This window comes from Serratia sp. CoH_134_PS_4 (assembly GCF_058190535.1).
In genome coordinates, this window is the sequence record NZ_JBXWKI010000015.1 from 75,479 (window position 1) to 97,102 (window position 21,624).

Consider the following 21,624-nt stretch of genomic DNA (forward strand, 5'->3'; position numbering starts at 1 on the left):
TCTTTACTCTCCCGCAGACTTTACGCTGATGCGATGCTGGCGCCACAGCCAGCCGCTGATGCCACCCAGCAGAACCGCCATCGTCAGAGCCGCCGCGATCAGCTGCGACTCACCATAAAACTTTGCTACTACCGGAACCATCAGTGCGCTAAGACCGTAACCCAACGTATGACTGGTCGCGATCGCGCCAGATCCTTTGCCGGTAGATAATTTGTCGTTCAACATCAACTGATAACCCGGCGTTGCCATCGCTGCACCAAAAGAGGCCAGCGCGCAGCCGGTGTAAAATAGTGCCAAGGGTTGAGCACACATCAAGCCCAATCCCACCACCATCAATACTGCCGCAATCAGCAGTAGCTGCGGTGCGCTAAAGCGTTGTGGACGCACCACCAAGAACTGCGCCAACAACGTACAGGCTGCCGCTACGCTCAGCAATACCGCCACATGATGGCTGACGGTCGTGGCGGAGTGGCTAAACAGACGCGTCAAATGCGGTGCAAGCCCCAATTGCATCAGGCTAACCGACGCGGCCAACAACAACGCGCACAGTAAATAAGGTGCCATATTGAGACGCAGCCGATTTTGCTGATGCGCAACCGGCGGCAACGGAGGATCGTTTTGCTGGCGACACACCACCAGCAAGGCGATTAAGGGGGCAATCGCCATCAGCCACAGCGGCGCCATAGGATGAATCGACAGCGCCAATGCCGCGCACAATGGTCCAAGCAGTCTCCCACAACTCAGGCCAGAACTGATGGTCGCCAGCGCCGACATGCGCTGTTCATAACCTGCACGCTGCAAAGCCCAGGTCTGGCTGGCAGGCACCATGCCGGATACCGTCAGCCCATAGATAATCCGCGCCACGATTAGTCCACCTAGCCCCACCATCGGTGAAAGCCAACCGGCAGACAACCCCCAAACGGCCAATGCCAGTAAAGCGAAACTGAACAAATACCCTGCTAATGCCATGGTTACCACAAACTTGCAGCCCCGTATTTCAGACTGCCGACCCCACCACGGCGAACCAACCAGAAACAGCATTGAGCCGAGCGTCAATAGCCCGGCCCAGACTGAAAGCGACAATTGAGTCATGCTCACCAACACCGGCAATGCCACCAGCAGGCCGTTTTGCCCGATGCCCAACAGCCCGGCACACAGCGCCAAAGGCCAATTGGAAGGAGACGTATTCCCAATTGTCGGTGATTTAGGGGGAGAGTAAATAGGCATCAAACGTAAATTTACCGTTAATAAAATTATAAGGTTATGTTCAATTCATTGAAAAATTGTATCATAGGACGATTGATAACAATAAATATTATTGATATAAGAATCATTCTCAATTGATTCAAACAGTGAAATGGGATCATGACAATCCAGTTTGAAACCGCGACGACCGACGTGGCTGCACAATGTTTTCTCAACGCATTGATGCGTGAAACTCGGGACTGGCAAATCGTTCCGCCAGCCAGCCACCAACAGTATCCACAACTCCACATTCCACTTTCGTCTTCTCAGGCTATTCGCATCGCGTTACGCCATACCTCCCCCACTCAGCATCACCAATATCTGTTCCCGGCACGTCTGCATCAGCAGGACGATGGGGCTGGCGTGGCGCTGAGCATAGAGCAACTGGTCACTCTGTTGCTGGAGAAACCGGCGGTGAAAGGTGAATTGTCGGATGACGTGGTAGCCCGCTTCCGCCAGCGTGTGCTGGAAAGTCATGATAATACCCAACAGGCGATCACTGTTCGCCTGGACTGGCCTGCGCTGCGCGACAAGCCATTGAATTTTGCCCAAGCGGAACAGGGCCTGCTGGTCGGCCACGCCTTCCACCCGGCACCAAAATCCCACGAGCCATTCAATGAGCAGCAGGCGCGCCGCTATCTGCCAGACTTTGGTGCCCGTTTCCCGCTACGTTGGTTTGCTGTCGATAAACGCCACCTGTGCGGTGATAGTCTTAATCTGACACTGCAACAACGCCTGCAGCGTTTTGCTGCCGAAAGTGCCCCGCAGTTGCTGGCGCACTTTACCGATGACGTCTGGTTGTTGCCGATGCATCCGTGGCAAGCCGACCATTTGCTGACGCAAGTCTGGTGCCAGGATCTGGTGGCTCAGGGGCTGCTGCGCGATCTGGGCGAAGCCGGTGAACGCTGGTTACCAACCAGTTCCTCGCGCTCGCTGTACAGCGCCAGCAACCGCGACATGATCAAGTTCTCCCTCAGCGTACGCCTGACCAACTCGGTGCGAACCCTGTCGGTAAAAGAAGTGAAACGCGGCATCCGTTTGGCCCGTTTGGCACAAACGCCACGTTGGCAGCAATTGCAGGCACGTTATCCAACCTTCCGTGTGATGCAGGAAGACGGCTGGGCCGGTCTGCGCTCTGCGGACGGGACGATTCAGGAAGAAAGCCTGATGGCACTGCGCGATAATCTGCTGTTCGAGCAACCAGAAAACCAGACCAATGTGCTGGTGACCTTGACCCAAGCGGCACCGGACGGCGGCGACAGCTTGCTGGCTGCGGCAGTGCGCCGTTTAGCCACTCGCCTGAACTTGCCACTGCAGCAGGCCACCCATACCTGGCTGGATGCTTACTGCCAACACGTCTTACTGCCGCTGTTCAGCACCGAAGCCGATTACGGACTGGTGCTTTTGGCCCACCAGCAAAACATTTTGGTAGAGATGCAGCAGGACCTGCCGATCGGGATGCTGTACCGCGACTGTCAGGGCAGCGGCTTTACCCGCGACGCTGGGCCGTGGTTGGAAGAGATTGGCGAGGCCGATGCGGAAAACCGCTTCAGCGAACAGCAGTTGCTGCGTTACTTCCCTTACTACCTCCTGGTGAACTCCAGCCTGGCGGTCACCGCTGCGCTGGCGGCGGCCGGTTTCGACAGTGAAGAACAGCTGATGGCCCGGGTGCGCGATGCACTGAGTGGCCTGCGGGCCAACGCCAAAAATACCCTGTGCCTTGACTACGTGCTCGACAGCAGCCATTGGAACTGCAAAGGCAATTTCTTCTGTTACCTGCACGACCATAACGAAAATACCATCGTCGATCCGGCGGTGATTTACTTCGACTTCGTCAACCCGCTGCGCCTGGGGGCTACCCAATGATGCCGCACGCCAAACTGATGCATGCCGGCAGCGGTTTTCGCTGCGAGCAGTTGGAAAAGGAGCTGCAACTCGGGCTGGGGCTGGACGGCAGTGCCGTGCTGCACTACCCGGGACCACTGCCGCAGGGCTGGTTAGTGCAGGCGCTGGATCAATTACTGATCGCGGCCCCCCAACTTAGCGGTATTACCCTGCCCTACGCGCAATGGTGCGAAGAACCGCAGGCTCAGGCGCTATTTACCTTGGCAAGCAGTGATTACCTGGCTCGCGACACCTTTTATCAACTGCCATTGTGGCTGGGTGCCGAACGCCACACTGCGTCAGGGAAGATGCAGTATGACGCCGAACGTGGCCTGTGGTTCCCGCAACGCCCGGCACGGCCCAGCGGCGAAGTGTATCGCCGTTACGATCCGCAGTTGAAGAAAACGTTGAGCTTCCGCCTGCCAGAAGTGGAACGCGACGCCGAACAGTTCACCCGCTGGATGAACTCACCTCGCGTCGACGCATTTTGGGAAATGAGCGGCCCACTGGAAACCCAGGCTGCCTACCTGCAGCGTCAACTGGACTCCAGCTACTGTTACCCACTACTGGGTTGCTTTGACGATCGCCCATTCGGCTATTTCGAAGTCTATTGGGCGCCGGAGGACCGTATCGGGCGTCACTACCGCTGGCAGCCGTTCGACCGCGGGCTGCACATGCTGGTCGGTGAAGAAGACTGCCGCGGCGCGCAGTACATCCGCAGTTGGCTACGTGGCCTGACGCATTATCTCTACCTGGACGAGCCACGCACCACAAGGGTCGTTGCGGAGCCACGCGCGGATAACCAGCGCCTGTTCCGTCACCTGCCGGCCGCGGGTTACCACACCGTCAAAGAGTTTGATTTCCCGCATAAGCGTTCACGCTTGATCATAAATCAGCGTGATGAATTCTTTCGGGGGGGTTCAGTATGATCACCACAGATTATGTCGACTGGCAGCGCGTTAACCGCCAAATGATCGCCAAGATCCTTGCCGAGCTGGAATACGAGCGCACGCTGCATGCCAATCAGCACGACGGGCAATGGCACATCACGTTAGGCGACGCCCACTATAGCTTTAGCGCTGAACGCGGTATCTGGGGTTGGTTGCATATCGATCCGGCTACGCTGGTTTGCGATCAAACGCCGTTAGCTGCCGACCAGACGCTGCGTCAGTTAGCGCAGGTGCTGAAAATGGACGATGCGCAGATCGCCGAGCATTTGGAAGATCTGTACGCCACGCTGCGCGGCGATATGCAGTTACTCTCCGCCCGTCATGGCATGAGCGCACAGGATTTGATTGCGCTGGACGCCGATGCGCTGCAATGTCTGCTGGCCGGGCATCCCAAGTTTGTGTTTAACAAAGGTCGCCGCGGCTGGGGGCTGACCGCCTTACAGCAGTATGCGCCCGAGTATCAGGGGCAGTTCCGCCTGCACTGGGTTGCAGCCAAGCGAGGTAGCTTCGTCTGGTGTGCTGATGAAGAGTATCCACTGGAAAATCTGCTTGGCAGTGCGATGGATTACGCTGAACGCCAGCGCTTTGACCGCCGTTGGCGCGAGCTGAGACTGACCCATGATTGGATCCCGGTGCCGCTGCATCCGTGGCAGTGGCAGCAAAAGATTGCCCTGCACTTCCTGCCGCAGTTGGCCGAAGGCGAATTGGTGGAGCTGGGTGAATTCGGCGACCGCTATTTGGCACAGCAATCGTTGCGTACCCTGACCAACATCAGCCGCCGCTCCGCATTCGACATTAAGTTGCCGCTGACCATTTACAACACCTCGTGTTATCGCGGGATCCCGGGTAAATACATCAGCGCCGGACCCGCCGCCTCGCGCTGGTTACAGCAGATATTTACCGAAGACAGCACGCTGCAGGGCAGCGGCGCCGAGATCCTTGGCGAACCGGCGGCAGGCTATATGACACACCCAACCTACGCCTCTTTGGCCAAAGCCCCCTATCGGTATCAGGAAATGCTTGGGGTGATCTGGCGTGAGAACCCGTCTTGCTATCTGCAGGAAGGCGAACAAGCCATTTTGATGGCGACGCTGATGGAAACGGACAACCACGGCCAACCACTGATCGCCGCCTATATCGCCCGTTCCGGCCTGAGCGCCGAGGCTTGGTTGCAGCAAATGTTCAGTGTGACGGTGGTGCCTATGTATCACCTGATGTGCCGCTACGGCGTGGCGTTGATCGCCCACGGCCAGAATATCACGCTGGTGATGAAGGACCATGTGCCGCAGCGCGTGCTGTTAAAAGACTTCCAGGGCGATATGCGCCTGGTGGATCAAGACTTCCCTGAAGCGGCATCGCTACCAAACGTCGTGAAGGATGTCACCGTACGTCTGTCTGCCGACTACCTGATCCATGACTTGCAAACCGGGCATTTCGTCACTGTGCTGCGTTTTATTTCGCCGCTGATGCAAGCCTGTGGGATCAGTGAAACCCGTTTCTATCAACTGCTGGCGCAGGTGTTGAACAGCTACATGGCTCAACACCCCGACATGGCAGAACGCTTTGCTCTCTTTGATCTGTTTAAGCCACAAATCATTCGCGTGGTGCTCAACCCGGTGAAACTCACCTATTCAGAACAGGACGGTGGCAGCCGCATGTTGCCAAACTATCTGCAGGATCTGGATAACCCTCTTTACCTGGTCACCAAGGAGTTTGCCCAATGAATCAGCCCCTGGATTTCATCGGCATTGGCATCGGCCCGTTCAACCTCAGCATTGCCGCGCTCGGCAGTGAAGTCGCCGGTTTTAACGCTAAGTTCCTCGAGCGTAAACCCCATTTTTCCTGGCATCCCGGCATGATGGTGCCTGATTGCCATATGCAGACCAGTTTCCTGAAAGACCTGGTCAGTGCGGTATCGCCGACCAACCCCTACAGCTTTATTAACTATCTGGTAAAGCGGAAGAAATTTTACCGTTTCCTGACCACCGAGATGCGCACGGTATCGCGTGAAGAGTTCGCCGACTACCTGGACTGGGCCGCCAATGGTTTAAAGTCGCTTGAGTTCAGCCAAGACATTCAAAGCGTGGACTTTGACGACCAGCAGCGCCAATTTGTCGTCACCACCCAACGTGCAACCTATCGGGCACGCCACGTCTGTCTGGGCATCGGCAAACGCATCAAGCTGCCGGACTGTGTCACCGAACAAAACGACCGCTGCTTCCACGCCAGTGAAATGACGTTGCGCAATCCAGACTTGACCGGCAAGCGTGTCACCATCGTCGGCGGTGGCCAGAGCGGTGCGGATCTGTTCCTCAATATTTTTCGCGCCGAGTGGGGCCAGCCAGCCCAGTTGAACTGGATCTCACGCCGCAACAACTATAACGCTTTGGACGAAGCCGCCTTCGCCAACGAGTACTTCACCCCAGACTACGTTGACGGCTTCTACGGCCTAAACGACAGCGCCAAGCAACGCATGCTGACCGAGCAGAAGATGACCTCTGACGGCATCACCAGCGACTCGCTGTTAGCGATTTACCGTGCGATGTATCACCAGTTTGAAGTGCTGCGTGAAAAACCTTGGGCACATCTTTTGCCAAGCCGCTCTCTAGCAGCGATACAGGCCGCAGGCAACGGCTGGCAGTTGGTCACGCATCACCATCTCGATCAGGGCCGGGAAACCTTCGATACCGACGTGGTGATCTTCGCCACCGGCTACCAGCAGGATCGCCCCGCGTTCCTTGAACCGCTGGCAAACCGCCTGCTGACCACCGCCGATGACCAGTACTCTGTGGCCCCCGACTTCAGCCTGGAGTGGGAAGGCCCCAAGGAAAACTGCCTGTTTGCCGTTAACGCCGGTATGCACAGTCACGGCATCGCCGAACCCCAGCTCAGCCTGATGGCCTGGCGATCGGCTCGTATTCTCAACCGGGCTTTAGGACGCGACCAGTTCGATTTAACGTCCACCCCGGCTGTGATCCAATGGCGCAGTCGGCAGCCGGGCACATCAGCCCGCGCCGATCACGTCATGCTCAATTACACCGAGTTTTAACTCTACCTTATAGCTTTCAAGTTGCAGCCAGGCGACCAGCTCACTCATCCCCAGGCGCTTACTAAAGGTAAGTAACTGGGGTGAGTGAGTCCAGGTAACAACGCAGCAGCTTGAAAGATGACGGGTATACACACCAATACGGGAAACACAGGTCCATAACGATGAAACGCAAACACCTCTGGGTATTAAATCCTTGCCTGCTGGCGATGCTCGCACCCGCGGCGGCTTGGGCAGAAGAACAAAAAAACGAAGAGCAAATGGTCGTCTCAGCCAGCCGTTCCCACCGTACGGTGGCAGAAATGGCACAAACCACCTGGGTGATTGAAAGCCAGGAAATTGAGCAGCAGGTTCAGGGTGGTAAAGAGATCAAGGACATGCTGGCACAGTTGATCCCTGGCATGGACGTTAGCGGCCAGGGGCGCACCAACTACGGCATGAACCTGCGCGGTCGTTCAATGATGGTGATGATCGACGGCGTGCGTTTGAACTCTTCACGCAGCGACAGCCGCCAGTTGGATTCGATCGACCCGTTCAATATCGACCACATTGAAGTCATCTCCGGTGCCACCTCGCTCTACGGCGGCGGCAGTACCGGTGGTCTGATCAACATCGTCACTAAAAAAGGCCAGAAAGAGCAGCAGGTCGAGCTGCAAATCGGCGGCAAAACCGGCTTTGGCGGCCATACTGACCACGACGAGAACGTAGCGGCGGCCGTCAGCGGCGGCAATGATAATGCCTCGGGCCGTCTGTCGGTTTCTTATCAGCGCTATGGCGGTTGGTACGATGGTAAGGGCAATGAAGTCCTGATCGACAATACCCAGACTGGCCTGCAGTATTCTGACCGTCTCGACGTGATGGGTACCGGCACCATTAACATCGATGACCACCAGCAGTTGCAGCTGACCACTCAGTATTACAAAAGCCAGTCCGACGGCGACCACGGCCTGTTCCTTGGAGAAAATTTCGCGGCGGTAACCGGCAACGCCAAGGCGTACAACAGCGGTAACCTCAATTCAGATCGTATTCCGGGTACCGAACGTCATCTGATCAATCTGCAATACTCCAATACCGACTTCCTCGGGCAGGATCTGGTGGCGCAGGTCTATTACCGCGATGAGTCACTGACTTTCTACCCGTTCCCGACGCTGGCGGGCAAAGCACCAAACTATTACGTCAGCAGCATTGGGGCTTCACAGCAGAAGACCGACTTTTACGGCGGCAAGCTGACGCTGAACAGTAAGCCAACCGACGACCTGACGTTGACCTACGGCATCGACGCCGAACATGAGACGTTCAACTCCAACCAGCAGTTCTTCAATCTGGCAAAAGCGCAGCAGTCCGGCGGTATGGATCTGCAAAATGCTTATAACACCGGGCGTTATCCTGGCTACAGCACCACCAACCTGGCTTCATTCCTGCAGGCCAGCTACGACATCAACCCAATCTTTACGCTGAGCGGCGGCGTCCGTTATCAGTACACCGAAAACAAGATTGACGACTTTGTCGGTTATAGCCAACAGCAGGCCATCGCCACCGGCGGTGCGACCTCCGCGGACGCGATCCCTGGAGGGAAAACTGACTATAACAACGCCCTGTTCAACGCCGGCCTGTTAGCACATCTCACCGAACGCCAACAAACCTGGGTCAACTTCTCACAGGGTTACGAGATCCCGGATCCGGGCAAATATTACGGCAACGGCACTTATTCACTGAACAAGGGCCACTATCAGTTGAACAAAAGCGTCAACGTGGGTGATTCCAAGCTGGAAGGCATCAAGGTTAACTCCTATGAGCTTGGCTGGCGCTATACCGGTGATAACCTGCGCACGCAGATCGCCGGCTACTATTCCCTGTCCGATAAGAGCATTTCGATCAACAAGACCGACATGACGATTAACGTCAACTCGGACAAACGCCGTATCTACGGGGTGGAAGGCGCGGTCGATTACTTCTTCGAAGACAGCGACTGGAGTGCCGGTACCAACTTCAACGTCATTCGCTCTGAGACCAAGGTCAACGGCGAATGGAAAAAGTTGGTGGTGGATACCGCCAGCCCATCGAAAGTGACCGCCTATGTCGGCTGGGCGCCGGGCGATTGGAACCTGCGTCTGCAATCACAACAGACCTTTGACGTGTCGGATGACGGCGATTACACCAAAGCCGGCTCCACCCAGGGCCGCAAAATTGATGGCTACAACACCATCGACTTCCTCGGTAGCTATGCCCTGCCGGTGGGTAAACTCAGTTTCAGCGTAGAGAACCTGCTGGACAGGGAGTACACCACGGTATGGGGCCAACGTGCACCTATCCTTTATAGCCCAACCTACGGCTCACCAGAGCTGTACAGCTATAAAGGCCGCGGCCGCACCTTTGGTCTGAACTACTCCGTCCTGTTCTGATTTCTGCCCGAGCGCAATCCTGCGCTCAAACAAAACGAAAAGGGCCGTATCGGCCCTTTTTTACTTCTTGAACGGATGCTGTGCCAGCCAGTGGTCGGCAATATCCTGGCGCCGGCATACCCAGACACGATCATATTGCTCGATATAATCCAGGAATCGCTGCAACGCACGAAACTTGCCCGGACGCCCCAATAAACGGCAATGCATGCCGATCGACAGCATTTTCGGTGACTCAGCCCCTTCGGCATACAGCACATCAAAGCTGTCTTTCAGGTAGGTGAAGAACTGCTCGCCGGTGTTAAACCCTTGCGGTGAGGCAAAGCGCATGTCATTCGCCTCCAGGGTATAAGGCACGATCAAATGCGGTTTTTTCTCTCCGTTGGCGCACTGTACCTCGGTCCAAAACGGCAAATCGTCGCCGTAATAGTCGCTGTCGTACATCAGACCACCTTGTTCCACCACCAGCCGCCGGGTATTTGGGCTATCGCGGCCGGTATACCAGCCGAGCGGAGCCTTGCCAAACAGATCGCGCAATACCCTGATGGCCTGTTGCATATGCTGCCGTTCGGTAATTTCGTCCATATGCTGGTAATGGATCCAGCGCCAGCCGTGGCTGACGACGTCGTAATTGGCGTTTTTGATCGCTTCAACCACCAATGGGTTGCGCGCCAGCGCCATCGCCACACCAAATACCGTCAACGGCAGGCCGCGGCGCTGAAACTCATTATAAATACGCCAGAATCCCGCGCGTGAACCATATTCGTACAGCGAATCCATCGACATATGCCGCTCGGGATAACTGGCGGCACCGATGATATCGGAGAGAAATTGTTCAGAGCCGGCGTCGCCGTGCAGCACGTTGTTTTCGGCACCTTCCTCATAGTTGAGGACAAACTGCACTGCAATGCGTGCCTGCCCAGGCCAACGCGCATGGGGCGGTTGCCCACCGTAACCGATCAAATCACGGGGGTAATCTTTATTGAACTGGTATTCACTCATCGCCGTTTCCCTATGCTGATTACCCGTTAAAATTGCTAAACATGCCGGACAAAGATTTTGCCGGTGGGAAATCCAGATCGCCGTGTTTACTGGTGCTTAGACCGAGTGCATTCAACGACTCGATCATCTTCACCGCGGCGCTGACGCCGTCGATCACCGGGATCCCCAACTCCAACGTCAGTTCTCGCGCTAAATCGGCCATACCACCGCAGCCGAGAACAATCGCCCCGCTGCCGTCCTGCTGTTTTGTTCGAATGCATTGTTCACGCACTTTCTGCTGGGCCAGACCGCTGCCATCTTCCAGTGCGAGCACCGGTAGATCAATGGCATGCAGTGCAGCGCAGTGCCGTTCAAAGCCATATTGATGTAGCAGATGCCGTGCAATGACCAGCGTGCGTGGCAGCGTGGTGACGATAGAGAAACGCGTCGCCACCAGCGTCGCCATGTGCATTGCTGCTTCAGCGATGCCAATCACTGGCGCACTGGCCAATTCACGCGCCGCCAGCAGGCCCGGATCGCCGAAGCAGGCGATAACATGCCCGCTCACACCCGCTTCTCGGCCCAGCCTCACCTGCTGCAATACGCCGATGGCGGCGATAGCCTCGTCAAAATGGCCTTCTATCGACGGGGCCCCAGCTTGCGGACAGACTGCCTGAATCTCGGTACCCGGCGCTGCTGCCGCTCGGGCAGCAACGGCTATGGTTTCGGTCATCGCCAGACTGGTATTCGGATTAATGACCTGAATGATGCAGCGAACGGTCATCGCGCCTCCCGTGATGCGGTTGCAGCAAAAATATAGGCGAAATCCGGCACCTCATGGGTGCCCTGGTCAAAGCGTAAATTAGCCACGATATCGTCAAAATGACGGGACAGATGATCCACCAACGCTGCGCTGTCCTTCGCACGCAACAACGCCAATAGATCGCTGTGATCATGGCAACGACAGCCTTGCTGCCACGGAGAGCCGTAAACAGCGATCACCAAGGATGAGCGCAGTGTGAGCAGCGAAACCATCTCCGTTAACACCTGATTGCCGGCAATGGCCTGCAGCTGCACGTGAAACGACGCCGACAGGCGAATCGCCGCGGCCCCGTCCTGATCGCGGTGCGCCTGCTGTTCCTGTGCCACGATCTCTTCCATCGCCAACACATGACCTTCACCGCAGTGCGCAATCACCTGCGGCAGGTTGGCACACTCCAACATTTTTCGCGTTTGGAAAACGTGAGCAGCTTCGTCCTGCCCCGGCGTTGCCACCTGTGCACCACGTTTGGGCAGTTGGGTAACCAGTTGCACTCCGGCAAGGCGCTGTAATACCCGCCGAATGCCGGTCCGGCTGACACCAAAGGTTTCTGCCAGCGCCTCTTCCGGCAGTTTACTGCCGGGCAGCAACCGGTGTTCGACGATGGCTTTCACCAGCGAGTTATAAATATGATCGTCTTTATCTTCAATGAAATACGTGGCCTGTTGCCCGTGCCACACGGCGCTGGCGTCCTTCGTCATACCGATCATTTTTCTGCCCCTCGTCCCCTTCGATAGTCAAATCGTATACAAAAAACAGATATTTTGTATACAAGAAAGCACAGTTTGGCCTGGATCCTGCAAAAGCCCTCTCAGCACGCTTTACCAAAAACAGATAACGACATCCGGGTGACGTTCTTGAGAGGAGCACGATTTATGCCAAACCCTAATGAAAACTACAGTCCCAAGCTGTGCAACGATGACCTGGCACCCACGCGTGACCAGAACTGGAGCTGGTACAACATCTTTTCTTTCTGGATGTCGGATGTACACAGTATGGGCGGCTATGTGGTGGCAGCCAGCTTCTTTGCTCTGGGTCTGTCGAGCTGGCAGGTATTGATTTGCCTGTTGGCGGGAATTTGCATCGTACAGTTTTGCGCTAATCTGGTGGCCAAACCCAGCCAACTTGGCGGCGTGCCTTACGCCGTATTAAGCCGTCAGGCGTTTGGCGTGTTTGGCGCCAATATTCCCGCGGTAATCCGCGGCATGATTGCCTTCGCCTGGTATGGCATCCAAACCTACCTGGCGTCCAACGCGCTGATGCTGACGCTGCTTAAATTCTTCCCGTCGCTGGAGCCAATGACTCTGCCGCATTTTCTTGGGCTATCGCAACTTGGATGGTTTTGTTACATCACCATGTGGCTATTGCAGGCAATGGTGTTTTGGCATGGCATGCAGGCCATTAAGCGCTTTATCGATATCGCCGGGCCGGCCGTTTATGTGGTGATGTTCGCGCTGGCGGGCTGGATTATTTACCGCGTTGGTTTTTCCAACCTTTCCCTCACGCTAACAAGTAAAAACCTGAGTGCCGGCGAACAAGGCTGGTTAATGCTGACGGCTACTGCGCTGGTGGTATCGTATTTTTCCGGTCCACTGCTTAACTTTGGCGATTTTACCCGCTACGGCAAAAGCTTTGCCGAGGTGCAACGCGGTAACCGTTGGGGGCTGCCGTTCAACTATCTGTTATTTTCGCTGGTGACGGTGGTGATTGTTTCCGGCACCTTGCCGCTGTTCGGGCAGCTCATCACCGATCCCATCGAAACGGTCACCCGCCTCGACAGTGATATTGCCGTCGCCCTTGGGTTGCTGACCATGATAGTGGCCACTATTGGCATTAATATTGTGGCCAACTTTGTGTCACCGGCGTTTGATTTCTCTAACTGCTCACCGCAGAAAATCAGCTTCCGTACTGGCGGGATGATTGCCGCTGTCGGTTCATTCCTGCTCACGCCGTGGAATTTGTTCCAGTCGCCCGAGTTGATTCATTACACGCTGGATGTTCTGGCGGCCTTTATCGGCCCGTTGTTCGGTATTTTGTTGGTGGATTTTTACATCATCAAGCGGGGGGAATTGCATGTCGATGACTTGTATAACGCCACACCGACGGGCCGCTACTGGTACAAAAATGGGTTCAATCCAAATGCTATCTGGGCGCTGGTACCCGCAGTGATAATTGGACTGGCGATCAGCTTCACACCGGGTTTGCATGAGGTGGCAAACTTCAGTTGGTTTATTGGTGCTGCATTGGGTGGGGGATGTTATCGAATCATTGCCCGCCGCGAATGGGCGGCCAATCAGGCGGTCACCTTTGCCAAAGCCGAATTGAGCAAAGAGTAAAAACAACGAAGCCCTGAGTTATTGCTAACTCAGGGCTTCTGAATGTTGGCGGAACGGACGGGGCTCGAACCCGCGACCCCCTGCGTGACAGGCAGGTATTCTAACCAACTGAACTACCGCTCCGCGCCGTTCTTCTCTTTCGAGAGGAACGAGGCGCATATTACGGTTGAGTCAGTATTGCGTCAATGCCTTTTTCTTACCAAATGAACCGTTTGCGCAGTTTTTCAGCTAACACGACGCAAAGGCTACTCAACCGCCTTTTTATACGCAAAAAACAGCGTTACTCCACGTCAGTACGCCACAGACAACTGCCACCTTTTTTCGCCACCAGATCCAGGCGAGCTTCGTGTGCGGCTACTTCTGCCTCGCTGGCGTAAACCACTTTCATCGTTGTCGCCGGGCGAACAATACGCTGAATGTCCTGCGTTGAGTTGTTATTCTGGGTATCACCTTCCATCTGGAACGCGATCGACGTCTGACCACCGGTCATCGCCAGATACACTTCCGCCAGGATCTCGGCATCGAGCAATGCGCCGTGCAACGTACGCTTGCTGTTGTCTATCTCATAACGGCTGCATAAGGCATCGAGGTTATTGCGTTTGCCCGGAAACAGACGACGCGCCATTAACAGGCTGTCGGTGATGGTGCAGAAGGTATCGGTCTTCGGAATGCCCTGCTGCAACATGCGGAATTCGTGATCCATAAAGCCGATGTCGAACGCCGCGTTATGGATGACTAACTCACCGCCACGAATAAAGTCGATAAACTCATCGGCAATTTGGTCAAACGTCGGTTTATCTGCCAGGAATTCATCGCTGATACCATGAACGCCATAGGCTTCAGGATCGACCAAGCGATCAGGCTTGATATAAACGTGGTAGTGACGGCCCGTCGGGCGACGGTTAATCACCTCAACGGCACCAATTTCAATGATGCGGTGGCCTTCGTAATGCACCCCGAGTTTGTTCATACCGGTGGTTTCGGTATCGAGGACAATCTGTCTGGTGGTTGTAGAGATCATATTGCAGTGCTCACAGCGCTCGTTTATGTCAGACTTGGCTTTTATAAAACTGATAGGAAGAGTCTACCAGAGATGCTCAAACAGGTAGAAATTTTCACCGACGGCTCCTGCCTTGGCAATCCGGGCCCCGGTGGTTATGGCGCAATATTGCGTTATAAACAAACTGAGAAAACCTTTAGCGCGGGCTTCCGCCTGACCACCAACAACCGTATGGAGATGATGGCGGCCATTGTCGCACTGGAAGCTCTGACAACGCCTTGTGAAGTGATCCTCAGTACCGACAGCCAATATGTGCGCCAGGGCATCACCAGTTGGATCCACAACTGGAAAAAACGCGGCTGGAAAACTGCCGACAAAAAACCGGTTAAGAATGTCGATCTGTGGCAACGGCTGGATTTGGCTATTCAGCGCCACAGCGTCAAATGGGAGTGGGTTAAAGGCCACGCCGGCCACCCGGAAAACGAACGTTGTGACGTGCTGGCACGTGATGCGGCAGGTAACCCAACCCAAGATGACGTGGGTTACAAGCCGGAAAACTAAGGCAGCTTGCGATAACTCTTGGTCGCGCCAACCGCGCGGCTGAGAGAAGGCTTTCTCGCCCCGAGCTTCATCGGCGTTGGCGTCAACGGCAAAGTGCGTTTACGCGCAACGATCACGCTCATGCACCCCAGCGCCGGTAAATGTGTACACAGAAACTTCCCGCCTTTGCGCTGCCACGGCAGCACATGAAAACGCGACTGATATAACACTTCATAATTCAACAGGCTCAGCCAGTCCAGCAAGCGCATCTGGGTGAACATCCGGCTGACATAGGGCTGACGACGACGCAATCCAGGCACCAGCTTGCCTAAGCCCAGCAAACTGAACGGGTTGAAACTGCTGATCACCAGCCAACCGTCATCAATCAACACGCGATCGACTTCACGCAGCATACGGTGCGGATCGTCAGCATAAGACAACGTATGCGCCAATAAGCAGGCATCCACGGATTTAGCGGCAAAGGGCAACTGGTAGGCGTCCGCGATCACCTGCAGGTTTTCACCTTCCAGACTCACATTCACCTGATGCGAAATAGCGCACTTGTCGGTGGCCAGGCTGGCGCTGAGATTACCGAGCTTAAGCAGATGGAAACCAAACAGCTTCGGCCACCAGGGTTGCAACTGTCGCTCGAGCGCCTCACGATAGTATTCCCCCCACGGCAACTCTGCCCAAGACTGTGGGCCGGTGAGCTTTTGTAGAGTATGGGCTGGTTTCATGATTTAGTGTCTTCTCTACCCAATGGATTCAAATTGCAGCCAGGCGGCTAACTTGTGCGTCCTCAAGCGCGAATGCCCGTCAGTCACTGGGGGAGCGCGTGCAGCAACAAATAACGCTGCGTTTTGAAAGACGACGGGTAAATCAAGCCGTTACCAACAAGAGGTCTTACATGAATCTTATCAGCATTCCCGCCTTCCAGGACAATTACATTTGGTTATTGGATAACCAGAAAGGCCATTGCATTATTGTCGACCCCGGCGAAGCGCAACCGGTGCTCGACGCGCTTGATCGCCTGCATCTGGTACCTGACGCCATTCTGCTTACCCATCATCATCACGATCACGTTGGCGGCGTAGCGCAAATCACGGCGCGCTATCCTGAGCTGAAAGTCTATGGCCCACAGGAAACGGCCGACAAAGGCGCCAACCACGTCGTTCATGACGGCGAAACCATCGAAATAGACGGCCTAAAATTCGCCACAATCGCCGTTCCCGGACATACATTGGGACATGTGGCATTCTATAGCGCCCCTTATCTGTTCTGCGGAGACACTATTTTCTCTGCTGGCTGCGGCAGGCTGTTCGAAGGGACCGCCGAGCAAATGTTCGACTCATTTCAACAACTCGCGCAACTTCCCGATAACACCTTAATTTGTTGCGCGCATGAATATACGCTTTCAAATCTTAAGTTTGCGAGGGCTATTTTGCCGGAAGATCGAGAGATTGAAACATATCAGCAACAAGTCACTGCGTTACGGGCAAAAGGCCAACCCAGCGTGCCCACCACGCTACAATTAGAGCGTAAAATTAACGTATTTTTACGCTGTCATGACGCTGATTTACAAAGGAAATTAGGCTTTCATACGCCACCGCAACACCTTCATTCAGTTTTTTCCGAATTACGCCTGCGGAAAGACAACTTCTGAGCTTTTAGTTGTGTTATTTGACGAAGCAAAGTATGATTGCTCGTCTTTTAAGCAACTACATTGACACACACATGAAGGCTAAAGCGATATTTCTCGCCTCAGTCTTGCTAGTGGGGTGCCAGTCGTCCAGGCAGGACGCACCGGCCCCAGAACAGCATGCACAGAGTTTGTCTTCGGCAGGTCAAGATGGTGAAGCAGGAGAGTACACAGCGAATGGTCGAGCGAGCTCGGCGCGGTGGCTAGATAACAATAGTGGTGCCGCGCAACAGAACCTGTGGAACTTCATTAGCGACGAGCTGAAGATGGAGGTTCCGGAAAATTCCCGGATCCGTGATCAAAAAAGAAAGTACCTAAAAAGTAAGAGCTATCTCCACGATGTAACATTACGGGCAGAGCCGTACATGTACTGGATAGTCGGGCAGATTAAGAAACGTAATATGCCGATGGAACTGGTACTGCTACCCATAGTGGAGAGCGCTTTTGACCCACACGCCACGTCAAATGCCAACGCCGCAGGGCTATGGCAAATCGTGCCGCAAACGGGTCGGAACTATGGTTTGAAAAACAATCAGTGGTATGACGGGCGACGCGATGTTGTAGCCTCGACGACCGCTGCGCTTGATATGATGCAGTATTTGAACCGCATGTTTAACGGTGACTGGTTACTGACCATTGCCGCTTATAACAGTGGTGAAGGCCGTGTCATGCAGGCGGTTAAGGCGAATAAACGCCAGGGTAAGCCAACCAATTTCTGGGCATTGTCGCTTCCACGTGAAACGTCAATTTATGTCCCGAAAATGCTGGCACTGAGCGACATCATTAAAAACAGCAAGAAGTACGGTATCAATCTACCTAAGACTGATAACACCCGTGCACTGGCGCGTATTGATGTTGGGCAGCAGATACAGTTAACTCAGGCGGCTGAGATGGCTGGGCTTTCACTTACCAAGATGAAAGCTTACAACCCAGGCTACAAAAAAGGCGTTACGGCACCCAACGGGCCCCATTACATTATGGTTCCCAAAGGCCATGCCGATCAGCTGAAAGACTCGTTGGCCGACGGCCAAATCGCAGTGACTCAGCCAACAACCCAGTTGGCAAAGAACAGCGGTTTGACAGGCGGAAGTTCGTATAAAGTGCGCTCCGGCGACACGGTATCGGGCATTGCAAAACGGTTGAACATCAAGTCCAGCGATTTGCAGAGTTGGAACAACTTACGTGCCAAGAGCACCTTAAAAGTTGGGCAAACCCTGCAAGTGGCCAGCAACACTGGCAATAACAGCAGTATCACCTATCAGGTTCGTAAAGGTGATTCGCTTGCCAGTATTGCACGTCGTCACGGCGTCGATATTAACGACGTGATGCGTTGGAACTCAACGCTTGCAAAAGCCAACAACAGTCTGCAACCAGGTCTGAAATTGACCTTGTTTGTCAGCGATAAAACGTCGCCGGACACCTAAATTTCCGGCACAAAAAAAGCACCCTTCGGGGTGCTTTTTTATTGTCTGAATATTGGGCCCTGCCCTACCAGTGCGGTTTATCGGCTTCAGGATGAAACTCCACCAGCAGCGGGTTATGATCCGACGCACTGGTCACCAGCACCGAAGCCTCAGCCACACCCATATTGCGATAAAATACAAAGTCTAACGGACGCCCAAAGGCCTTACGGCGGTGATCATCCGTGAAGCTCACCTCACGCAATGCCATATCACTGGCAAACTGGTACAGCGCATTAATACGTTTACGGCTCCAGGCATTAAAATCACCGGCCATGATGACCGGTCCATGATGATTGGCAATTTGTTCACCTATCGGCCCCAGCTGCTTGCTATAAACGTCCACACCCAGGCTGAAGTTCACCGCATGGATATTCACGACCATCAATAGCTGGCCATTAAATAACGGATAGACGGTGATCAACGCCGACTTGGCTAATCGCAGCAGGGGTTCACGCTCGCGCAACGGGCAACAATAGACCGGATGCGCCGCCGCCAGCGTCATTACGCCGGACGGGTGCTGTGGCAACACAAAAGCAGGAACCTGATCGGCAGCCAGATAATTTGAGGTGGCAAAACTCACCAGTTCAGGCGTCGTTTGCGCTTCCTGCAACAATACCAGTTGCGCATCCTTACCATAACTTTTCAGCACCGAAAGCCAATCTGCCCGTTGCTGTTTAAAGATATTCCACACCATCACCCGTAACGCACCAGATGTGGGCAATGCAGCCCCGGGTGGCAGCGGTTGATTAATGGCGCCAGGGAAAATTCGCTCAACTGGCTGGCCTGCAACATACCTCATTGCATAAGTTCGTTTCGGCACGCTATTCGCCTATTTCCCATTAGGATGAAACTGGCGGTGACATTCCCGCCAACAATAATTCGATTATACGCCTGCCCTGACATGACGGCATGGCTTTTACGGGGCATACCCTTTTCAGTTATAGGGGCGTAAGGCGGGGAATTCAATCTTCTGACAGTATATGTGTGTAAAGGTTGGTGACGGTGGCGCATAAATGCAAAAAGGCCCGCAAAATGCGGGCCATGGAAAGGGAGATTAGGCCAGTTTCTGCCGGTATTTCTTATCCAAGCGTCCGCTAATGCCAACCAGTAACAGTGCCGCCAACACAATCAGCGCACCAATCCACGGCGTTTGCGCCAATCCCAGGCTTGCGACTGTTTGGCCGCCAATCACCGAACCCAGTGCAATACCCACGTTAAAGGCCGCGATATTCAGACCGGAAGCAACATCTACGGCATTTGGCGTGTACTGCTCTGCCTTCTGCACGACATACACCTGTAGGCCTGGAACGTTACCAAAGGCAAATACGCCCATCACGATCACCGTCATCAACGCAGCAACGCTGTGGCTAGCGGTGAACTGAAACACCAACAGCAACGCGGCCAGTGCGGCAAAAATAAAGCTGAGTGCGCGCACCGCCCCGTGTCGATCCGCCAGTTTGCCCCCCCAAATATTACCCATCGCCACTGCAATACCGTAGGCCAGCAGGATCCAACTGACCGCCGGTGCGGAAAAGCCCGCCAGTTCCTGCATCATTGGCGCCAGGAAGGTAAAGGTTGTGAACACACCGCCGTAACCCAATGCAGTAATCGCGTAAATCAGCAGCAGGCGCGGATGGGTCAGTACTTTAAACTGCTCACCAATACTGGCACTGGCCTGATTTTTAATCGTGTTTGGCACCAGAATAATGCTGGCGATGGTCGCAATCACACCGATAAACGACACCGCCAGGAAGGTTTCACGCCAACCGAAGTGCTGGCCGATAAAAGTCCCCAACGGCACCCCGGTCACCAGCGCGACAGTCAGGCCACCAAACATGATGGCAATCGCCGACGCCGCTTTCTCTTTCGCCACCAGGCTGGTGGCAATAGTGGAACCAATGGAGAAAAACACCCCATGAGCCAGCCCCGTCAGCAGACGTGCCACCACCAGCGACTCATAGCTTGGTGACTGCCAGGCCAATAAGTTACCCAAGGTAAACAACACCATCAGGCTGATCAGCAACAGCTTGCGCGGAACCCGACCCGTTAATGCCGTCAGGACCGGCGCACCAATGGCCACACCGATAGCGTAAATAGTCACTAACAGTCCGGCAGAAGGGACTGTCACCCCAAGTTGTTCTGCAATCGTCGGGATTAACCCAACAATCACGAACTCCGTCGTGCCGATAGCAAAGGCACTGATGGTCAATGCAAGTAATGCGAGAGGCATCTTTTTACTCCAAATAGCGTTCCAGTTGATGACGGCTATTATCGGCCCGTGCTTAAATGATAAAAATGCTCAAAATATCAAATTAATTTTGCCAAAGGAGCAATAGTGAAAGCGAACTCGGATGAGCTCATCACCTTCGTTACCGTGGTTGAAAGCGGCAGTTTCAGCCGAGCGGCGGAGCGGCTGGACCAAGCTAACTCGGTCGTCAGTCGTACGGTCAAGAAGCTGGAGACCAAGCTGGGCGTCACGTTGCTCAATCGCACTACGCGCCAGATCAGCCTGACGCAGGAAGGGGAAAACTATTTCCGCCAGGTGCAGAAGGTACTGAGTGATATGGCTGCGGCAGAAAACGCCTTAATGGAAAGCCGCCAGCGCCCTCAAGGGTTACTGCGCGTTGATGCCGCAACACCGGTGGTGTTACACGTATTAACGCCGTTGGTGGCTGAGTTTCGGGCGCTCTACCCGGAAATGTCCTTGTCGCTGGTGTCCTCAGAAAACTTTATCAATCTGATAGAACGTAAGGTAGATATTGCTATTCGCGTCGGCGAATTGACCGACTCCAGCCTGAAAGCACGTAAACTGATGACCAGCTATCGGCACATACTGGCCTCCCCTGCCTATTTAGCGCAACACGGCACGCCAAAATCCGTAGAGGATCTGGCGCAGCACTGCTGCATAGGTTTTAACGACCTGCCCAGCCTGAACCGCTGGCCGCTCGCTTGCGCCGACGGTCGACAGCTAGAAATTACGCCGAGTCTGACCACCAACAGCGGTGAAACCCAGCGCCATCTGATCCTGCACGGTAACGGCATTGCCTGCCTGTCGGACTTTATGACTCATGCCGATATCAAACGCGGCGATCTGGTGCCAATCCTGGTGAAAGAGACCCTGCCGGTCGCGATGCCGATCAATGCGGTGTATTACAGCGACAGCGCCGTCAGCAACCGCCTGCGCAGCTTTATCGATTTTATCAGTGAGCGTCTGGCGCAATAAAAAAGGCGCCCATTAGGGCGCCTTGATGCGTATGGTGT

General features: G+C 54.6%; 18 protein-coding genes and 1 tRNA gene. 10 read left to right on the forward strand and 9 right to left on the reverse strand.

All coding sequences use genetic code 11. The features are described 5' to 3' along the window. Positions 1-3: 3 nt before the first annotated feature. The gene (locus AC2FCQ_RS20405) at positions 4-1,227 is read right to left on the reverse strand and encodes an MFS transporter (RefSeq protein ID WP_209636832.1); all 1,224 of its coding nucleotides are present in this window, start codon (positions 1,225-1,227) and stop codon (positions 4-6) included. A 138-nt stretch (positions 1,228-1,365) separates the two neighbouring features. On the opposite strand from AC2FCQ_RS20405, the gene AC2FCQ_RS20410 reads away from it, so the two are divergent. The 5 genes from AC2FCQ_RS20410 to AC2FCQ_RS20430 all read left to right on the forward strand — a co-directional run bounded on the left by AC2FCQ_RS20410 (position 1,366) and on the right by AC2FCQ_RS20430 (position 9,527). Beyond that, positions 1,366-3,111 carry an IucA/IucC family protein gene (locus AC2FCQ_RS20410; protein ID WP_490308928.1) on the forward strand — a complete coding sequence of 582 codons (1,746 nt, stop codon included), beginning with the start codon at positions 1,366-1,368 and terminating at the stop codon, positions 3,109-3,111. Beyond that, the gene (locus tag AC2FCQ_RS20415; RefSeq protein ID WP_209636836.1) at positions 3,108-4,058 is read left to right on the forward strand and encodes a GNAT family N-acetyltransferase; all 951 of its coding nucleotides are present in this window, start codon (positions 3,108-3,110) and stop codon (positions 4,056-4,058) included. The genes AC2FCQ_RS20410 and AC2FCQ_RS20415 overlap by 4 nt, the downstream gene beginning before the upstream one ends. Then, a complete protein-coding gene (iucC, locus tag AC2FCQ_RS20420; protein ID WP_404760241.1) occupies positions 4,055-5,803 on the forward strand; it encodes an aerobactin synthase IucC in 1,749 nt (582 codons plus the stop codon). The genes AC2FCQ_RS20415 and iucC overlap by 4 nt, the downstream gene beginning before the upstream one ends. Then, positions 5,800-7,128, forward strand: coding sequence for a lysine N(6)-hydroxylase/L-ornithine N(5)-oxygenase family protein (locus AC2FCQ_RS20425; protein WP_490308927.1), 1,329 nt, complete (start codon positions 5,800-5,802; stop codon positions 7,126-7,128). Before iucC ends, AC2FCQ_RS20425 begins: the two co-directional genes overlap by 4 nt. Before the next feature lie 161 nt (positions 7,129-7,289). Beyond that, on the forward strand, positions 7,290-9,527 hold the full coding sequence (locus AC2FCQ_RS20430; protein WP_490308926.1) for a TonB-dependent siderophore receptor: 2,238 nt from the start codon (positions 7,290-7,292) through the stop codon (positions 9,525-9,527). 60 nt (positions 9,528-9,587) lie between these two features. Here AC2FCQ_RS20430 and puuE read toward each other — a convergent pair whose 3' ends face one another. Genes puuE through AC2FCQ_RS20445 form a run of 3 tightly spaced genes read right to left on the reverse strand, consistent with a single transcriptional unit; the run spans position 9,588 to position 12,035 of the window. Then, positions 9,588-10,526 carry an allantoinase PuuE gene (puuE, locus tag AC2FCQ_RS20435; protein WP_490308925.1) on the reverse strand — a complete coding sequence of 313 codons (939 nt, stop codon included), beginning with the start codon at positions 10,524-10,526 and terminating at the stop codon, positions 9,588-9,590. Between the two features lie 19 nt (positions 10,527-10,545). Continuing rightward, positions 10,546-11,289, reverse strand: a complete 744-nt coding sequence (hpxA, locus tag AC2FCQ_RS20440; RefSeq protein ID WP_490308924.1) for an allantoin racemase — start codon at positions 11,287-11,289, stop codon at positions 10,546-10,548. Beyond that, on the reverse strand, positions 11,286-12,035 hold the full coding sequence (locus AC2FCQ_RS20445; protein WP_490308923.1) for a GntR family transcriptional regulator: 750 nt from the start codon (positions 12,033-12,035) through the stop codon (positions 11,286-11,288). Before AC2FCQ_RS20445 ends, hpxA begins: the two co-directional genes overlap by 4 nt. 165 nt (positions 12,036-12,200) lie before the next feature. Here AC2FCQ_RS20445 and AC2FCQ_RS20450 point away from each other — a divergent pair, with 165 nt between their 5' ends. Then, a complete protein-coding gene (locus tag AC2FCQ_RS20450) occupies positions 12,201-13,661 on the forward strand; it encodes an NCS1 family nucleobase:cation symporter-1 (RefSeq protein ID WP_209636850.1) in 1,461 nt (486 codons plus the stop codon). A gap of 46 nt (positions 13,662-13,707) precedes the next feature. Here the strand turns inward: AC2FCQ_RS20450 and AC2FCQ_RS20455 are convergent. Both AC2FCQ_RS20455 and dnaQ read right to left on the reverse strand, forming a co-directional pair. Next, positions 13,708-13,784: transfer RNA gene (locus AC2FCQ_RS20455), tRNA-Asp, on the reverse strand. Positions 13,785-13,941: 157 nt separating this feature from the next. Beyond that, positions 13,942-14,682, reverse strand: coding sequence for a DNA polymerase III subunit epsilon (gene dnaQ / locus AC2FCQ_RS20460; RefSeq protein WP_209636851.1), 741 nt, complete (start codon positions 14,680-14,682; stop codon positions 13,942-13,944). A 72-nt stretch (positions 14,683-14,754) separates the two neighbouring features. On the opposite strand from dnaQ, the gene rnhA reads away from it, so the two are divergent. After that, a complete protein-coding gene (gene rnhA, locus AC2FCQ_RS20465; protein WP_209636853.1) occupies positions 14,755-15,222 on the forward strand; it encodes a ribonuclease HI in 468 nt (155 codons plus the stop codon). Here the strand turns inward: rnhA and AC2FCQ_RS20470 are convergent. Continuing rightward, positions 15,219-15,938, reverse strand: a complete 720-nt coding sequence (locus AC2FCQ_RS20470) for a class I SAM-dependent methyltransferase (RefSeq protein ID WP_265554833.1) — start codon at positions 15,936-15,938, stop codon at positions 15,219-15,221. The two genes, rnhA and AC2FCQ_RS20470, sit on opposite strands and share 4 nt — an antisense overlap. A gap of 170 nt (positions 15,939-16,108) precedes the next feature. On the opposite strand from AC2FCQ_RS20470, the gene gloB reads away from it, so the two are divergent. Both gloB and mltD read left to right on the forward strand, forming a co-directional pair. Then, positions 16,109-16,864: a hydroxyacylglutathione hydrolase gene (gloB, locus tag AC2FCQ_RS20475; RefSeq protein ID WP_209636926.1), complete on the forward strand. Its 756-nt coding sequence runs from the start codon at positions 16,109-16,111 to the stop codon at positions 16,862-16,864. A gap of 71 nt (positions 16,865-16,935) precedes the next feature. Next, complete coding sequence (mltD, locus tag AC2FCQ_RS20480) at positions 16,936-18,324, forward strand: murein transglycosylase D (RefSeq protein ID WP_209636928.1); 1,389 nt, start codon at positions 16,936-16,938, stop codon at positions 18,322-18,324. A gap of 64 nt (positions 18,325-18,388) precedes the next feature. On the opposite strand, the gene AC2FCQ_RS20485 is transcribed toward mltD, so the two are convergent. Both AC2FCQ_RS20485 and AC2FCQ_RS20490 read right to left on the reverse strand, forming a co-directional pair. After that, complete coding sequence (locus AC2FCQ_RS20485) at positions 18,389-19,183, reverse strand: endonuclease/exonuclease/phosphatase family protein (RefSeq protein WP_073963495.1); 795 nt, start codon at positions 19,181-19,183, stop codon at positions 18,389-18,391. A gap of 234 nt (positions 19,184-19,417) precedes the next feature. Beyond that, entirely contained in the window at positions 19,418-20,593 is a 1,176-nt protein-coding gene (locus tag AC2FCQ_RS20490) for an MFS transporter (protein ID WP_404760248.1), read from the reverse strand. A gap of 105 nt (positions 20,594-20,698) precedes the next feature. On the opposite strand from AC2FCQ_RS20490, the gene yafC reads away from it, so the two are divergent. Beyond that, a complete protein-coding gene (yafC, locus tag AC2FCQ_RS20495; protein WP_209636859.1) occupies positions 20,699-21,586 on the forward strand; it encodes a DNA-binding transcriptional regulator YafC in 888 nt (295 codons plus the stop codon). The last annotated feature ends 38 nt before the right edge of the window (positions 21,587-21,624 follow it).

Bases quoted from the DNA above. Each gene is read 5' to 3' on its own strand.
- AC2FCQ_RS20405 (WP_209636832.1), bottom strand. From the start codon at position 1,227: ATGCCTATTTACTCTCCCCCTAAATCACCGACAATTGGGAATACGTCT.
- AC2FCQ_RS20410 (WP_490308928.1), top strand. From the start codon at position 1,366: ATGACAATCCAGTTTGAAACCGCGACGACCGACGTGGCTGCACAATGT.
- AC2FCQ_RS20415 (WP_209636836.1), top strand. From the start codon at position 3,108: ATGATGCCGCACGCCAAACTGATGCATGCCGGCAGCGGTTTTCGCTGC.
- iucC (WP_404760241.1), top strand. From the start codon at position 4,055: ATGATCACCACAGATTATGTCGACTGGCAGCGCGTTAACCGCCAAATG.
- AC2FCQ_RS20425 (WP_490308927.1), top strand. From the start codon at position 5,800: ATGAATCAGCCCCTGGATTTCATCGGCATTGGCATCGGCCCGTTCAAC.
- AC2FCQ_RS20430 (WP_490308926.1), top strand. From the start codon at position 7,290: ATGAAACGCAAACACCTCTGGGTATTAAATCCTTGCCTGCTGGCGATG.
- puuE (WP_490308925.1), bottom strand. From the start codon at position 10,526: ATGAGTGAATACCAGTTCAATAAAGATTACCCCCGTGATTTGATCGGT.
- hpxA (WP_490308924.1), bottom strand. From the start codon at position 11,289: ATGACCGTTCGCTGCATCATTCAGGTCATTAATCCGAATACCAGTCTG.
- AC2FCQ_RS20445 (WP_490308923.1), bottom strand. From the start codon at position 12,035: ATGATCGGTATGACGAAGGACGCCAGCGCCGTGTGGCACGGGCAACAG.
- AC2FCQ_RS20450 (WP_209636850.1), top strand. From the start codon at position 12,201: ATGCCAAACCCTAATGAAAACTACAGTCCCAAGCTGTGCAACGATGAC.
- dnaQ (WP_209636851.1), bottom strand. From the start codon at position 14,682: ATGATCTCTACAACCACCAGACAGATTGTCCTCGATACCGAAACCACC.
- rnhA (WP_209636853.1), top strand. From the start codon at position 14,755: ATGCTCAAACAGGTAGAAATTTTCACCGACGGCTCCTGCCTTGGCAAT.
- AC2FCQ_RS20470 (WP_265554833.1), bottom strand. From the start codon at position 15,938: ATGAAACCAGCCCATACTCTACAAAAGCTCACCGGCCCACAGTCTTGG.
- gloB (WP_209636926.1), top strand. From the start codon at position 16,109: ATGAATCTTATCAGCATTCCCGCCTTCCAGGACAATTACATTTGGTTA.
- mltD (WP_209636928.1), top strand. From the start codon at position 16,936: ATGAAGGCTAAAGCGATATTTCTCGCCTCAGTCTTGCTAGTGGGGTGC.
- AC2FCQ_RS20490 (WP_404760248.1), bottom strand. From the start codon at position 20,593: ATGCCTCTCGCATTACTTGCATTGACCATCAGTGCCTTTGCTATCGGC.